This window comes from Microbacterium sp. NC79 (assembly GCF_019061125.1).
In the GTDB taxonomy this organism is placed as follows: domain Bacteria; phylum Actinomycetota; class Actinomycetes; order Actinomycetales; family Microbacteriaceae; genus Microbacterium.
This window is the reverse complement of sequence record NZ_JAHQYI010000001.1, coordinates 1,717,063-1,731,805: the sequence shown is the minus strand read 5'-3', so window position 1 is coordinate 1,731,805 and position 14,743 is coordinate 1,717,063. Positions and strand designations below refer to the sequence as shown.

At 62.5% G+C, this 14,743-nt stretch carries 15 protein-coding genes; all 15 read left to right on the top strand.

What is annotated here, in order from left to right; genetic code table 11:
* Window positions 1-5 precede the first annotated feature (5 nt).
* The 15 genes from KTJ77_RS07820 to KTJ77_RS07750 all read left to right on the top strand — a co-directional run bounded on the left by KTJ77_RS07820 (window position 6) and on the right by KTJ77_RS07750 (window position 14,727).
* Window positions 6-734 (top strand): FadR/GntR family transcriptional regulator, encoded by a 729-nt coding sequence (locus KTJ77_RS07820; RefSeq protein ID WP_217337848.1) that lies wholly within the window; start codon window positions 6-8, stop codon window positions 732-734.
* 25 nt (window positions 735-759) lie between these two features.
* Window positions 760-2,133: a glutamine synthetase family protein gene (locus KTJ77_RS07815; protein WP_217337847.1), complete on the top strand. Its 1,374-nt coding sequence runs from the start codon at window positions 760-762 to the stop codon at window positions 2,131-2,133.
* Window positions 2,134-2,164: 31 nt separating this feature from the next.
* Window positions 2,165-3,553 carry an aldehyde dehydrogenase gene (locus KTJ77_RS07810; protein ID WP_217337846.1) on the top strand — a complete coding sequence of 463 codons (1,389 nt, stop codon included), beginning with the start codon at window positions 2,165-2,167 and terminating at the stop codon, window positions 3,551-3,553.
* Between the two features lie 35 nt (window positions 3,554-3,588).
* The gene (locus tag KTJ77_RS07805) at window positions 3,589-4,371 is read left to right on the top strand and encodes a 3-oxoacyl-ACP reductase (protein ID WP_217337845.1); all 783 of its coding nucleotides are present in this window, start codon (window positions 3,589-3,591) and stop codon (window positions 4,369-4,371) included.
* 81 nt (window positions 4,372-4,452) lie between these two features.
* On the top strand, window positions 4,453-5,175 hold the full coding sequence (locus KTJ77_RS07800) for a gamma-glutamyl-gamma-aminobutyrate hydrolase family protein (protein ID WP_217337844.1): 723 nt from the start codon (window positions 4,453-4,455) through the stop codon (window positions 5,173-5,175).
* 66 nt (window positions 5,176-5,241) lie between these two features.
* On the top strand, window positions 5,242-6,147 hold the full coding sequence (gene xerD / locus KTJ77_RS07795; RefSeq protein WP_217337843.1) for a site-specific tyrosine recombinase XerD: 906 nt from the start codon (window positions 5,242-5,244) through the stop codon (window positions 6,145-6,147).
* Between the two features lie 143 nt (window positions 6,148-6,290).
* Entirely contained in the window at window positions 6,291-7,040 is a 750-nt protein-coding gene (locus KTJ77_RS07790) for a gamma-glutamyl-gamma-aminobutyrate hydrolase family protein (protein ID WP_217337842.1), read from the top strand.
* A 134-nt stretch (window positions 7,041-7,174) separates the two neighbouring features.
* Window positions 7,175-8,056, top strand: coding sequence for a ParA family protein (locus KTJ77_RS07785; RefSeq protein ID WP_217337841.1), 882 nt, complete (start codon window positions 7,175-7,177; stop codon window positions 8,054-8,056).
* The gene (locus KTJ77_RS07780; RefSeq protein ID WP_217337840.1) at window positions 8,043-8,948 is read left to right on the top strand and encodes a ScpA family protein; all 906 of its coding nucleotides are present in this window, start codon (window positions 8,043-8,045) and stop codon (window positions 8,946-8,948) included. The genes KTJ77_RS07785 and KTJ77_RS07780 overlap by 14 nt, the downstream gene beginning before the upstream one ends.
* A complete protein-coding gene (gene scpB, locus KTJ77_RS07775; RefSeq protein WP_217337839.1) occupies window positions 8,938-9,549 on the top strand; it encodes an SMC-Scp complex subunit ScpB in 612 nt (203 codons plus the stop codon). Before KTJ77_RS07780 ends, scpB begins: the two co-directional genes overlap by 11 nt.
* Before the next feature lie 37 nt (window positions 9,550-9,586).
* On the top strand, window positions 9,587-10,369 hold the full coding sequence (locus KTJ77_RS07770; RefSeq protein ID WP_217337838.1) for a pseudouridine synthase: 783 nt from the start codon (window positions 9,587-9,589) through the stop codon (window positions 10,367-10,369).
* Window positions 10,366-11,481: a prephenate dehydrogenase gene (locus tag KTJ77_RS07765; protein ID WP_217337837.1), complete on the top strand. Its 1,116-nt coding sequence runs from the start codon at window positions 10,366-10,368 to the stop codon at window positions 11,479-11,481. The genes KTJ77_RS07770 and KTJ77_RS07765 overlap by 4 nt, the downstream gene beginning before the upstream one ends.
* Window positions 11,474-12,196, top strand: a complete 723-nt coding sequence (cmk, locus tag KTJ77_RS07760) for a (d)CMP kinase (protein WP_217337836.1) — start codon at window positions 11,474-11,476, stop codon at window positions 12,194-12,196. Before KTJ77_RS07765 ends, cmk begins: the two co-directional genes overlap by 8 nt.
* On the top strand, window positions 12,189-13,691 hold the full coding sequence (gene der / locus KTJ77_RS07755; protein WP_217337835.1) for a ribosome biogenesis GTPase Der: 1,503 nt from the start codon (window positions 12,189-12,191) through the stop codon (window positions 13,689-13,691). The genes cmk and der overlap by 8 nt, the downstream gene beginning before the upstream one ends.
* 130 nt (window positions 13,692-13,821) lie before the next feature.
* Entirely contained in the window at window positions 13,822-14,727 is a 906-nt protein-coding gene (locus KTJ77_RS07750; RefSeq protein WP_217337834.1) for an NUDIX domain-containing protein, read from the top strand.
* The last annotated feature ends 16 nt before the right edge of the window (window positions 14,728-14,743 follow it).

Genomic DNA, 14,743 nt, shown 5'->3' with positions numbered 1-14,743 from the left:
TCACCATGGCAACGCAACCCGTTTCACCGCTCGTGGATGTCGTCATCCGCGGCGCGCGGACCCAGATGCCTTTCGAATCGTGCGTCGAACAACTCGGCTCCGCGATTCAGATCGGAATCTTCCGCCCAGGCGAGAAGTTGCCAGCAGAGCGTGAGCTCGCGGCACGACTCAACGTGTCGCGAGCCACGCTCCGCGAAGCCATCAGCGCTCTGCGAGCAGCAGGGTTCGTGCAAACGACGAGGGGACGAGGCGGCGGAACCACGGTCTGCGACCAGATTCCGTCAGCGCACTTTGGGCACGAGACGGCGCGCTCGCGCCGGGCTGAGATCGACGACGTTGTGATCTTTCGCTCGGTGATTGAACCGGGCGCGGCAGAGCGTGCAGCGCTGACTGACCTCACCCCAGACCAAGCAGCGCTCCTCGAACAGGCGCTGAACGACGTGTCCACCGCCGAGAGCCCGGAATCGTACAGGCGAGCAGACGCACGGCTCCACCTCTCAATCGCGAGTGTGTGTGGGTCGGAAGAGCTCGCCTCGGCATGTAACCACCTGCAGGTGAAGGTCCATCACCTGCTGGCGGGCATCCCGTTTTTGGAACGCAATATTGAACATTCGGACCAGCAACACCGCGCTATTGTGCGCGCGATTCTGACCAAGGATGCCGTCGCAGCGCGACAGCTTATGCAGGATCATTGCGACGGAACCGCAGCACTGCTTCGCGGTCTGCTCGCGTAATCGAGATTGGCGAAGAGGAGTACCTATGACTGCCCACCCGCGAAACGACCGAATGCTGACCGTCGAGGCGCTCCGTGAGGAGATTTCGACAGGCAACATCGACACCGTGATGCTCGCGTTCACCGACATGCAGGGGCGTCTTCAAGGCAAGTTCATTCATGCGCAGTTTTTCGTTGACTCCGTGCTTGGCCACGGCACCGAGGGGTGTAACTACCTACTCACCGTCGACGTCGACATGAATACGCTCGACGGTTATGCCCTCACGTCGTGGGAGTCGGGCTACGGCGACATGGAATTTCTCCTCGACCTCGACACCATCCGCCGCGTCGAAAACCTGCCTGGCACCGTCATGATCCAGTGCGACCTCGCGCTCATGGACGGCACGCCGGTATCCGTTTCTCCGCGGTCCATCCTGAAGGCGCAGATTTCCAAGGCCGCCGACCTCGGATACATCGCTCTCGCCGGAACCGAGCTCGAGTTTGTGCTGTTTCAGACCAGCTTCGAAGATGCCTGGAACCAGGACTACCGAAACCTGGTTCCGGCTAACCAGTACAACGTCGACTACTCGATTCTTGGTTCCGCCCTTGTCGAGCCGACGCTGCGAGAGATTCGCCGCGTCATGTACGCGGCCGGCCTCGATGTGGAATCGGCGAAGGGGGAGTGCAACCTCGGTCAGCACGAAATTGCTTTCAAATACGCAGACGTGCTGACAACCGCAGACAACCACGCCGTCTACAAGACGATGGCCAAAGACATTGTGCGCGCTCGCGGCGGGTCCATCACCTTCATGGCCAAGCCGAACCAGCGCGAAGGAAACTCGTGTCATATCCACATGTCGTTGCGTGGCACCGACGGTGAGCTGGTGTTTTGGGACAAGGAGAGCGGCACGCGCACCGCCCTGTACGACCACTTCATTGCCGGCGTGCTCGCCACGATGAAAGACTTCACGCTCTTCTACGCGCCAAACATCAACTCCTACAAGCGCTTTGCCCTCGGCTCTTTCGCGCCGACCGCGATCGCCTGGGGCAACGACAACCGCACGTGTGCCGTACGCCTCGTTGGTCATGGTTCCGGTGCACGCATGGAAAACCGCCTTCCGGGCGGCGACGTCAACCCGTACCTCGCGGTTGCCGCCATGCTGGCAGGTGGGTTGTATGGCATTGAGAACAAGCTGGAGCTTGAGCCCGAACTCCTCGGTAACGCGTACCGATCTGATGCCCCCTTGGTTCCGTCGACGATGCAGGAGGCGCGTGACGCCCTCGCCGCGTCGTCGACCGCGCGTGCGGCGCTCGGTGACGACGTTGTTGACCACTACGTGCACTACGCCGACCTGGAGATTGCTGCGTACAACGCTGCCGTCACCGATTGGGAACTGCGACGCGGCTTTGAGCGGCTCTAAGCACAACCTTGACAACAGAGGACACACACGAATGAAGATTCCAACCTCGCCATATTCTGGCGGCGGCATATCGGTAGTGATCAACCCGGCGACGGGGCAGGCTGTCGGTGAAGTGGGGCTTGCCGGCCTCGTCGAGACGGATGACGCGATCGCACGTGCGGCGGCCGCCTACCCCCAGTGGAAGGCACTTGCGCCAGCGGATCGCGCCCAGCTGTTGCGTGACTTCGCAGCAGCGGTCGATGCTCACACCGATGAGTTGGCAGCGCTTGAGGTTCTCAATTCCGGGCACACCATCTCAAACGCGGTGTGGGAAGCGGGCAACGTCAAAAACGTCTTGACGTACTACTCCGCGGCGCCGGAACGACACTTCGGCAAGCAGATCCCCGTTGCCGGCGGCGTCGATATCACCTTTCACGAACCGTTAGGAGTTGTCGGCATTATCGTGCCGTGGAACTTTCCCATGCCGATCGCGGGGTGGGGCTTTGCTCCCGCGCTCGCGGCAGGAAATACCGTCGTGCTCAAGCCCGCTGAGGTGACCCCGCTCACCGCCATGCGCCTCGGCGAGTTGGCGACAGCTGCAGGAATTCCCGACGGCGTCTTCACGGTGATTCCCGGTAAGGGCTCCGTCGTTGGCGACCGATTTGTCACCCACCCGGCGGTGCGCAAAGTGTGCTTCACCGGCTCGACCGACGTGGGCAAGAACATCATGCGCGGGTGCGCTGACCAGGTGAAGCGATTGACGCTGGAACTGGGCGGTAAGAGCGCAAATATTGTGTTCGCTGACGCCGACCTGGAAAAGGCGGCCGCGTCGGCGCCTGGTAGCGCGTTCGATAACGCGGGCCAGGACTGCTGCGCGCGCTCGCGGATCCTGGTGCAAGACTCCGTCTACGACAGGTTCCTCACGCTGCTCGAGCAGTCCGTCAAGGAGTTCTCCGTCACAGACCCGAACGATCCGCGCGCCCAAATGGGGCCGATGATCACGGCCAAGCAAAAAGCGGCGGTCCAGTCGTTCATCGATGGTGCCGATGTCGCGTTCACCGGCGCCGAGGTTCCGGCCGATGGCTTCTGGCTGTCGCCGACAGTGGCGCTACCTCGCAGCGAAGCCGACCCGGTCTGGACGCAAGAAATCTTCGGACCGGTCGTCGCCGTCATGCCGTTCAAGACGGAAGAGGATGCCATCCGGATGGCGAATGACACCGAGTACGGTCTCAGCGGGTCGATCTTCACGAACGATATTGGCCGCGCGCTTCGCGTCGCACGCGGCGTGGAATCCGGCAACTTGTCGGTGAACTCGCACTCGTCTGTTCGCTATTGGACGCCATTCGGTGGGTTCAAACAGTCGGGCCTCGGGCGTGAGCTTGGTCCCGACGCGCCAGATTCATTCAGCGACGTCAAGAACGTTTTTATCGCCACCGAGTAGTGGCAGCACAGATTTTCACAGGAAAGGCAGTATTCATGGGCAAGCTTGAAGGCAAAGTCGGCGTCATCACGGGTGGCGCAAGCGGAATTGGTCTCGCGACAGCTCGCAAGTTCGTCGCGGAGGGCGCGAAGGTCGTCATTGGTGATCTCCCGCAGTCCAACGGTCAGGCGATCGCCGACGAACTCGGCGGGCTTTTTGTCGCGGTCGATGTCACCAATAAGGATCAGGTCGAGAACCTGTTCGCCCAGGCGAAGGCGACGTACGGTCGCATTGACATCGCGTTCAATAACGCCGGCATTAGTCCCGCATCGGATGACTCGATCCTCAAGACAGACATTGAGGCGTGGAATCTGGTGCAAAACGTCAACCTGACCAGCGTCTACTACTGCTGCAAGGCCGTGCTTCCGTACATGATGGAGCAGGGCAGTGGTTCCATCATCAATACCGCCTCATTCGTGGCGCTGATGGGGGCGGCAACCTCGCAGATCTCCTACACGGCATCGAAGGGTGGCGTGCTCGCGATGACCCGTGAGCTCGGGGTGCAGTTTGCTGGCAAAGGCATCCGTGTCAACGCGCTATGCCCGGGGCCGGTCAACACTCCGCTGCTGCAAGAACTCTTCGCAAAAGACCCCGAGCGTGCGGCACGGCGCCTCGTGCACATCCCGATGGGGCGGTTTGCGGAACCAGAAGAGCTGGCAAATGCTGTTGCCTTCCTTGGTTCTGACGAGTCCAGCTTCATCACGGCCACGGAGTTTCTCGTCGACGGCGGACTGTCGCACGCATACGTGACTCCGCTGGAAAGCGACTGGATCGACTGAGGCCAACGGCGGCGGTGCTTTCGCTTTCGCGCACCGCCGCCGTGAACCCCAAACCTAACAACCCGTTGTGCAGGAGAGATCGTGACTGTGATTCCCACGATTGGCGTGACCACTTATCGGCAAGAAGCCGCATGGCGCGGTTGGGAGCCGATTGCGGCTGACGTTCTTCCCGCCGAATACGCGCAAGCGATTGAGGATGCCGGAGGCGCGGTCGTGCTGCTGCCGCCGGTTGCCTCCGCGGCTCACGCCCAGGCGCTCGCCCGTCATCTCGATGGGCTCGTCATCGCCGGCGGTGCCGACGTTAACCCTGCGCGCTATGGCGAAGCGCCGCATCCCGAAGTGACCATGTGGCGCGATGACCGCGACGTCAGCGAACTCGCCTTCATCGCGGAAGCAGACAAGCGCGGCATTCCCGTACTTGGTGTCTGTCGGGGCATGCAGCTGCTTGCCGTGTCGCGCGGCGGAACCCTCCTGCAACACCTGCCTGATGTTCTTGGTTCCGAAGCCCATGTGGGCGGCAACAACGTGTACGACCAGATTCCGGTTGTCGTTGAGCCTGGGCACCGCATCAGCGACATCGTCGATCAGCACATCATCGCCGCGTGTCACCACCATCAGGTCGTGGCAACGCACCCGGGTTTCACCGCGGTTGCGGCGAGCGCAGACGGCGTCTTGCATGCGATGGAAGCTGAGGGTGAGCGTTTCGTGGTGGGCGTGCAGTGGCATCCCGAAGCCATGTCGGGGCAGCGGATCTTTCGCGGGCTCGTGGAGGCGGCGCGCGAGTACGCATCCACATCGCGATAGTCCACAGCCCGAACGCATCCCTGCGCGGCACACGCGCCATGGCAGACCCGTCGGTAGCCTGAGAGCATGACTCCCGAGCGTGCCGTTGACCAGTATTTGCGTCACATCACGATCGAACGCGGGCTCTCCGCACACACGGTCGCTGCGTATCAGCGTGACCTCTCGCTGTACGTGGCATGGCTCGCCGATCGCAACATCACCGACATCGCCGAGCTCACGCCTACGCTCGTTGCCGACTTTGGTGCCGAGCGTGCCAGTGCCGAGCCCGCGCCGGCCGCCACGTCCCTCGCACGGCTACAGTCATCGGTGCGTGGACTGCACCGGTACCTGGTGCGAGAGGGGCACACGGCCGACGACCCGACCGGTCGGCTCAAGCCGCCGAAGGCACCCCAGCGACTACCGAAGGCTCTCACGATTACGCAGGTTGAACAGTTGTTGGCGGCGCCCAGCCCCGATGAGCCCCTGGGCATCCGCGATCGTGCGCTGCTTGAGCTGCTGTACGCCACCGGAGCACGCGTGTCTGAGGCGATCAGTCTCGATGTCGACGATCTGGCGCACGGCGACATCCTTCGCCTGCGCGGCAAAGGTTCCAAAGAACGCATTGTTCCGCTTGGCTCCTTTGCCCGCGCCGCGGTTGATGCCTACCTCACGCGCGTGCGCCCCACGCTGGCGATGCGGGGGAGTGCCACGCCCAAACTCTTCCTCGGTGCCCGCGGCGCACCATTGTCACGGCAGAGCGCATGGCTGGTCATTCAGTCTGCCGCCGAGCGTGCCCACATCACCGCTCATGTGTCGCCACACACGCTGCGCCACTCATTTGCGACCCACCTGCTGCAGGGTGGGGCCGATGTGCGGGTTGTGCAAGAGTTGCTTGGCCACGCCTCGGTAGCGACAACACAGATTTACACCCACGTTTCGGTGGACGCCCTGCGGGACGTGTACATCACGGCGCACCCGCGCGCCCGAAAGTAACGTGTCATCGACGTCGATGGGGCTCGCTGTCGCGTTGCCCAGGATGGCGCTTCGGGCGGCGTTCGCCATTATGTGACGGGCGAGTGGAACCACGCGCGCAGGGCTGAGAGAATGAAGGAAACGCCCGCACCAGGAGAGCACCCGTGATTGACGCTTCTGCGATACCCCTCATCGGTTTGACGACGTACCGTCAAGGCGCCCAGTGGCGCGGCGGTGAGAATAGTGTCGCTGATGTCCTTCCAGCGGAATATGCCCGTGCCGTTGAGGCCGCAGGAGGCGCCGCCGTGTTGTTGCCGCCCGTCGCGTCTATCGCCCAGGCCGCCGCCATTGCTGCACGATTGGATGGCATCGTGATTGCGGGTGGTGCTGACGTGAATCCGGCACGGTACGGCGAAAAACCCGATCGCCATGTGACGACCTGGTATGACGACCGTGACGAGAGCGAACTGCTCTACATCGAGCAGGCCGACGAGCGTGAACTGCCGGTGCTTGGTGTGTGCCGCGGCATGCAGTTGCTCGCCGTCTCTCGCGGCGGAAAGCTGGTGCAGCACCTCCCCGATATCGCCGGAACCGACGTGCACACCGGCGGAGAGCACGCCGGAAATGCCAACGGCTTTAGCTCGGTGACCGTTCACGTTGAGCCTGGCCACAAGCTGAGCGCGCTCGCAAAGGAGAAATTGACCGTGGCGTGCTACCACCACCAATCGGTGAAGTCGCATCCTGGTTTCGTTGGAACAGCGTTCAGCACCGACGGTGTGTTGCACGCGATGGAAGCCGAAGGCGACCGTTTTGTTGTCGGTGTGCAGTGGCACCCTGAAGTCATGATGCAGCAGTCGCTGTTCCGCGGCTTTATCGACGCTGCCCGCAGCCGCATGCTCGCCCCGGTGGTTTAACAATCCCATTCCGCGTTGCGGCGAGAATAATCGGCGCAAAAGGGCACAGATTTCGAGGCGATCCGCATGCCGAACGGCCGGGGGTTGCGCCTATCGATACAATTTGCTGAGCGAGAACGAAAGCAGGTCAATCCGTGGCGGATAAAAAGGGCACACGCGGCGCACAGGGCGACGATAGGCCCATCGGACCGACGGGTCGTCCCTATCACGGATTCGATGTCCCCGCGAAGCTCGACAGCCACGGCCCTGCACGCATTATTGCGCTGTGCAACCAGAAGGGTGGCGTCGGCAAAACGACCACCACGATCAACCTGGCCGCATCCCTCGCCGAATACGGTCGCCGCGTCCTTGCCGTTGACTTTGACCCGCAGGGCGCACTGTCTGCCGGCCTCGGCATCCAGACGCACGATGGCGCCACCATCTACGACCTGTTGCTCGATCCGAAGCGTGACACGCGTGAGGTCGTTCAGCACACCCAGGTTGACGGCCTTGACGTGCTGCCCGCGAACATTGACCTCTCGGCTGCTGAAGTTCACCTCGTCAACGAGGTTGCCCGCGAGACGATTCTCGCTCGCGTGTTGCGACAGGTCGCAGACGACTACGACGTCATCCTGATCGACTGCCAGCCGTCGCTCGGCCTGCTCACCGTGAACGCACTGACCGCAAGCCACGGCGTGCTGATTCCGCTTGAGTGCGAGTTCTTCGCGCTGCGTGGTGTCGCGCTCCTCATCGAAACGATCGACAAGGTGCGCGACCGTCTGAACCCGGCGATCAAGCTTGATGGCGTTCTCGCGACGATGTATGACCCGCGCACGTTGCACTCGCGTGAGGTGCTCGAGCGCGTCGTCGAAGCCTTCGGCGACGATGTACTGGAGACCGTCATTGGTCGCACGGTGAAGTTCCCCGACGCGTCGGTTGCCGGTATGCCGATTACGGAATTTGCTCCCGAGCACGCTGCAGCCCAGGCGTACTTGCGACTTGCGCGAGAGTTGGTCTCTCGTGGTGCCGTCGCCTGACGCCAACCTCTCCGACGCTCTCGACACCGATCCCGGCGTCGAGAAAACAACCGGTGAGGGTGGGACGGAACCAGGGGAGACCCCCGCAACTGCAGGTGCAGAGAGCGCCGAGCCGGGGTTCCGAGTTTCACTGTCAAACTTTGACGGCCCGTTTGATCTGTTGCTCTCGCTGATTTCGAAGCATGAACTCGATATCACCGACGTTTCACTGAGCGCGGTCACCGATGAGTTCTTGGTGTATCTGCGGGCAGCCGAACACGCCGACGAAATGGACGAAGCGAGTGAGTTTCTCGTCGTTGCCGTCACTTTGCTCGATATGAAGATCGCGGGGCTTTTGCCCCAAGGCGAACTGGTTGATGCTGAATCCGTCGCACTCCTCGAAGCGCGCGATCTCCTCTTTGCCCGCCTCCTGCAGTACCGCGCATTCAAGGAGGTGTCGGTATGGTTCCACACGAACACCGATCGGGAAGCGCGTCGTATGGTGCGCAGCGTGCGCCTGGACGAGAAGTACCGTGCCCGTGTGCCAGAACTCGTGTGGACGCACACCGCCGATGACTTTGCGGCGCTTGCGCTCCTTGCCTTCACGCCCAAGGCAATCCCGACGGTCGGTCTCGACCACCTGCACGCGCCCCTGGTCAGCATCCGCGAGCAGGCTGCCATTGTCGTCTCGATGCTGCGCACGGCCGAACAGCTGACCTTTCGCGAACTGATCATGGGGGCAGATGGCCCCGGAGTTATCGTGGCGCGTTTCTTGTCGATCCTGGAGCTTTACCGTCACGCTGCTATTTCGTTCGAGCAGCTCGAGCCGCTTGGCGAACTTACCCTGCGGTGGACGGCTGAGCACTGGTCAGAAGACACCCTCGCAACCCTCGGAGCAGACTATGACCGATGAGATCGTGACCGATATTGACGATGAGACTCCGGTGCAGCTGACCGACGCCGAACTGTCGCGCCGCATCGAAGCGATCCTGCTGATCGTTGAAGAGCCGCAGAGCATCGTCAGCCTCGCCACCGCCGTCAGCGCGCCAGTCGCCGCGGTGCGCCGCGTCGTCAAGGCGCTCGTCGCTGATTACGACGGTGAAGGTTCCGGCCCGCAGCGCGGATTCGAACTTCGCGAAGTGGGCGGCGGATGGCGTCTCTACGTGCGCGAGGATCTCGACAATTTGGTGGCCGATTACGTGAACGCGCAGGCGCCTTCGAAGCTTTCGCAAGCGGCAATGGAGACGCTTGCTGTCATCGCCTATAAGCAACCTGTCACCCGAAGCCAGGTAGCCTCGATTCGTGCCGTCAACGTGGACTCGGTCGTTCGCACATTGTTGGGGCGCGGGCTCATCACTGAGCTGTTCCAAGATTCGGAGACCGGAGCCATTAACTACGGCACGACAGATCTCCTCCTTCAAAACCTCGGTATCAACTCGCTTGACGAGCTGCCGCCGATTTCTCCGCTTCTCGATGATGGCGCCGACGGTTTCGACGACGCCCTCATCCGATAAGCATCAACCTCTCGCACTGATGGGAATCATTGCCGCAATGATTGACAACGAAAACAACGAACCCGAAGGCGTCCGCCTGCAGAAGGTGCTGGCCCACGCTGGCGTCGCCTCCCGCCGCGTCGTCGAAGACATGATCGTGCAAGGGCGCATCCGCGTGAATGGCGAGACCGTTCACGAGCTTGGCCGCCGCATCGACCCCGAAGTCGACCTCGTCGACGTTGACGGCACCGCCGTGCAACTCGACGTCTCGAAACGCTATGTGATGCTGAACAAGCCGACAGGCATCGTCAGCACGATGAAGGATGAGCAGGGCCGCCCTGACCTCCGCGAATTCACCGATGAGTATGAAGAACGTCTTTACAACGTCGGTCGCCTGGACGCCGAGACGTCTGGCCTGCTGATTCTCACGAACGATGGCGAACTCGCGCACGTGCTTGCCCACCCGAAGTTCGGCGTCACGAAGGTGTACATCGCCCGCGTCGATGGCAAGGTCGCGCCGCAGACGATCGCCAAGCTCACAAAAGGTATCGAGCTCGAAGACGGCCCGATTAAGGCAGACAAGGCGCGTCTGCTCGACACCTCAGGGGGAACCAGCCTGGTTGAGCTCACGTTGCACTCTGGCAAGAACCGCATTGTGCGCCGCATGATGGCATCGGTCGGCCACCCCGTGCGCGACCTCGTGCGCCGCCAGTTTGGACCACTGCACTTAGGGACGCTTCCGGTCGGTCGCTCGCGTGAACTCACTAAAGTGGAACGCGGCGAACTGCTCACGCTGTCGCGTGCCACACAGGATGAAACGCCCCGCGAGGGAGAGAAGTGACCGATAACCACGTATCGCGGAGCGTCGCTGCGCGCCTGAGCGGAACCGTTCGCATCGTTGGTGCAGGATTGCTCGGTGCCAGCATTGGTCACGGACTGCGCCGCAAAGGCATTGATGTGGTGTTGACCGATACCTCACCAGCACAGTTGCGCTTGGCGATCGACTACGGTGCCGGACGCGAAGCGGCACCCGACGACGCTCCTGTGCTCGTCGTCGTCGCGGTTCCGCCCGACGTCACGGCCGACGTGATTCAGGCAGAACTGGCCGCTTTCCCTAACGCTGTCGTGACCGACGTTGCCAGTGTCAAGCTACAACCGCTTACGACCCTGCGTGAACGGGGAGTCGATCTCACGCACTATATTGGCTCGCACCCGCTCGCCGGACGCGAGCGCGGCGGCGCCATTTCGGCGCGTGCCGACATCTTCGTTGGTCGCCCGTGGGTGGTGTGCCGTGATGAAGACACGCCGGCCAACGATCTAGCTCTCGTTGAAATGCTCGCGCTCGAACTCGAAGCGATGCCGGTGGAAATGTCACCCGAAGAGCACGACCGTTCTGTCGCTCTCGTCTCGCACGTTCCACAGCTGGTTGCGTCGCTTTTGGCAAGCCGATTCGCTGATGTCGACGAGGGGTTGCTGCGGCTGGCCGGTCAGGGAGTTCGTGACACCACGCGCATTGCCGCTTCTGCTCCGGAACTCTGGGTACAGATTCTGGGTGCGAATGCGGCTCCGGTTGCGGAGATTCTCGATGCTCTTGCGACAGACCTTGCCCAGGTGGCTGATGCGCTTCGCGCCCCCGAAGCACCTGGCGCTCGCCGTACCGTCGCGGAGACCATCGCCCGCGGCAACGACGGCGTCTCTCGTCTGCCTGGTAAGCACGGACAGTTCCGCCAGTTTGAGAAGGTCGTTGTCATGGTCGATGACACGTCAGGTCAGCTCGGTCGCCTGTTCGGTGACCTCGGTGACCTCAACATCAACGTGGAAGATCTGCGTTTGGAACACTCGCCTGGAGCGCAGTTTGGTCTTGCAGAGATCAGTGTGGTTCCGTCCATCGTCGGACGAGCGCGGGAAGACCTGCAGGCTCGCGGCTGGCAGATTGCGAGCATGAATGACTGACCCAACAACGGCTGTGGCCCAGGAGGACACCCCCATGCCAGAAACCTTCATCGTTGCCATCGACGGGCCGGCAGGCTCTGGCAAGTCGAGTGTCTCCAAGGAAGTCGCCCGTCGCCGCGGTTACGGCTACCTCGATACCGGTGCCGCATACCGCGCGCTGGCATGGCACGTGCTGAACCACGGCGCCGACACATCAGATTCGACGGCCGTCCTTGATGCGATTGGCGACTTCGAACTGCGGCTCGGAATGGACCCGGACGAACGGCGCGTGCTGGTGGGGGAGCGTGACGTGACGACCGATATTCGGGAGCCGCGCGTGTCTGACGCGGTGTCTGGTGTTGCACGCGTTCCCGCTGTCCGACAGTTCTTGAATGGCACCTTCCATGAGCTGGTTTCGCAAAGTGGGCGGGAAGCTGTCATCATTGAAGGTCGCGACATCACCACTGTTGTCGCACCAGAGGCTCCTGTTCGACTGCTGCTCACCGCGGCGCCTGAGGTTCGCGCTGCCAGGCGCAGTGCCGAATTGACCGGACACGATGCTTCTGCGGTTGCCGCTGCCATGCATAAACGTGACGCGGCAGACTCCCAAGTGGTTGACTTTCTTGAAGCGGCCCCGGGCGTCACCGTCGTAGATTCGACGGACCTTGATTTTGAGCAGACGATTGCCGCGGTCCTCGCGGAGATCGATCGTGCGACAGGAGAATCCCATGCATGAAGATGACGAGTACGACAACAAAGACGAACTCCTCGAGCGCCTTGCCGGCGTAGACGACGAGCTCGCCGAGATCCGCGCGGCTGCGCTGCGCGCGAGCCTCGGTGAGTACGACCTCGATGACGAAGACGCTGCACTTCTGGCCGGCATTGAGGTCGGCGAAGACGGCATCAGCTACGCGCCCGCACTTCCGGTGCTTGCCATTGTTGGTCGCCCGAACGTCGGTAAGTCCGCCCTGGTCAACCGTATTCTCGGCCGCCGCGAGGCTGTCGTTGAAGACACTCCTGGCGTCACACGTGACCGCGTGACGTACAAAGCGGAGTGGAACGAGCGTCGGTTCTCGCTGGTTGACACCGGCGGATGGGAACCAGATGCCAAGGGCATCGATGCTTCGGTTGCTGCGCAGGCCGAGGTCGCCATTGATTTGAGCGACGCGGTGCTGTTCGTCGTCGACGCGAAGGTCGGCGCCACCGCCACCGACGAGCACGTCGTCAAGCTTCTGCGTAAGACCAACAAGCCGGTCTTCCTCGTGGCGAACAAGGTTGACGACGCTCGTCAGGAGCCGGAGGCCGCCGCACTGTGGAACCTCGGGTTGGGTGAGCCGTACCCCGTGTCGGCCATTCACGGCCGCGGCGTCGCAGACCTGCTCGACATGATCATGACGAAGCTTCCCGAGGTATCGGCCGTCGCTAAGCACGAGATCGGCGGCCCGCGCCGCGTAGCGATTCTCGGTCGCCCGAACGTCGGTAAGTCATCGCTGCTGAACAAGGCTGCCGGTGAAGAGCGCGTTGTTGTCAACGAGCTGGCCGGAACCACGCGTGACCCGGTTGACGAAATCGTCGAGCTGGGTGGCAAGCTGTGGACCCTCGTCGACACGGCGGGCATCCGCCGTCGCGTGCACCTGTCGCAGGGCGCTGACTTCTACGCGTCACTGCGCACCTCGGCAGCGCTGGAAAAGAGCGAGGTTGCCGTCGTTGTTCTCGACGTGACGCAGCCCATCAGCGTGCAAGACCTCAACATCATTGACCTGGTGCTGGAGTCTGGCCGTTCACTCGTGCTCGCCTACAACAAGTGGGATCTTCTCGACGAAGAGCGCCGCAAGTACCTCGAACGTGAAATCGAGCAAGACCTGGCTCACGTTGCTTGGGCTCCGCGCGTCAACATTTCGGCGCGCACCGGTCGTCACCTCGACAAGCTGGTGCCCGCTCTTGAGCAGGCTCTTGAGTCGTGGGACACCCGTATTCCGACAGGCAAGTTCAACGCTTTCATCACCGAGCTCGTGTCGGAGCACCCGCACCCGGTTCGTGGTGGCAAGCAGCCGCGCATCCTGTTCGGAACGCAGGCAGCGACCCGCCCGCCGACATTCGTGCTGTTCACGACCGGCTTCCTCGACCCGGGCTACCGTCGATTCATCACGCGTCGCCTCCGCGAAGTGTGGGGCTTCGAAGGTACCCCGATCAACGTCAACATGCGTGTGCGTGAGCGTCGCCAGCGCTAAAGCACCGATGTTTTGATGCCCCGGAGGCGAACCGCATGGTTCCGCCTCCGGGGCATCAGCTTTGTGCGATGGTGTGTCGCGATGTGGCACGTTTGACCGTGCCGCGCCCGCAGTGTGACAGTCTGGAATGGTGAGCATTGTCGAGCCTGCACCAGGAGAGCCGCGTCGACCGCAGGGTCCGCGTGATCCCGGTGATGCGTGGGTCGTGGCGGATGACGGAACCAGATACTGGGGTCGATTCGGAGCCGCCGGTTTGTTGGCGGTGGATGACGAGCGCGGTGTGCTGCTGCAACAGCGCGTCGGGTGGAGCCACTTCGGTGGAACATGGGGAATTCCGGGCGGAGCCTTGCATCAGGGCGAGGCTGCTGCCGACGGCGCCATGCGCGAATCGCAAGAAGAAGCGGGTGTGCCTGATGGTTCCGTTCGCCCTCTCTTTACCTCGGTGTATGACATTGGTATCTGGTCGTACACGACGCTGGTCGCCGTCGTCGAGCAGCCATTTGAGCCGGAGATTACCGACCCGGAGAGTGTGGCGCTGGAGTGGGTGGACGCCGCTGGTGTTTCTGCGCGGGAGCTGCACCCCGGGTTTGCGGCGTCGTGGCCTGACCTGCAGGAGGCGATGTCAGTTCGCCCGGTGATTGTGGTGGATGTCGCGAATGTGATGGGTGCGACGCCGAACCGCTGGTGGAAGGATCGCGCGGGAGCGGCAGTCAGTGTGCTGTCGTCGTTGGCTTTGCTGTCGCGCGAGGGGATCGCCGCGGCAACGTTGGACTTGCCTGGCACGACGTGGTTTCCGCGTGTTGTCGCCGTTCTGGAAGGTGAAGCGAAGGCCGCCACTGACGTCGACGGCGTTGACGTCGCGCGCGCGGCCGGCGCCGGCGACGATGAGATTGTGGCGGCGGTTGAACGTGCCGCGGCACAAGTGGGCGCGGTGGTGCACGTTGTGACGAGCGATCGGGAGTTGCGCGGCCGTGTGGAGGCTCTGGGCGCACGTACGCATGGTGCACGCTGGCTGAGTGAGTCGCACGCCTTGTGACGCGGGAGCGGGGCGA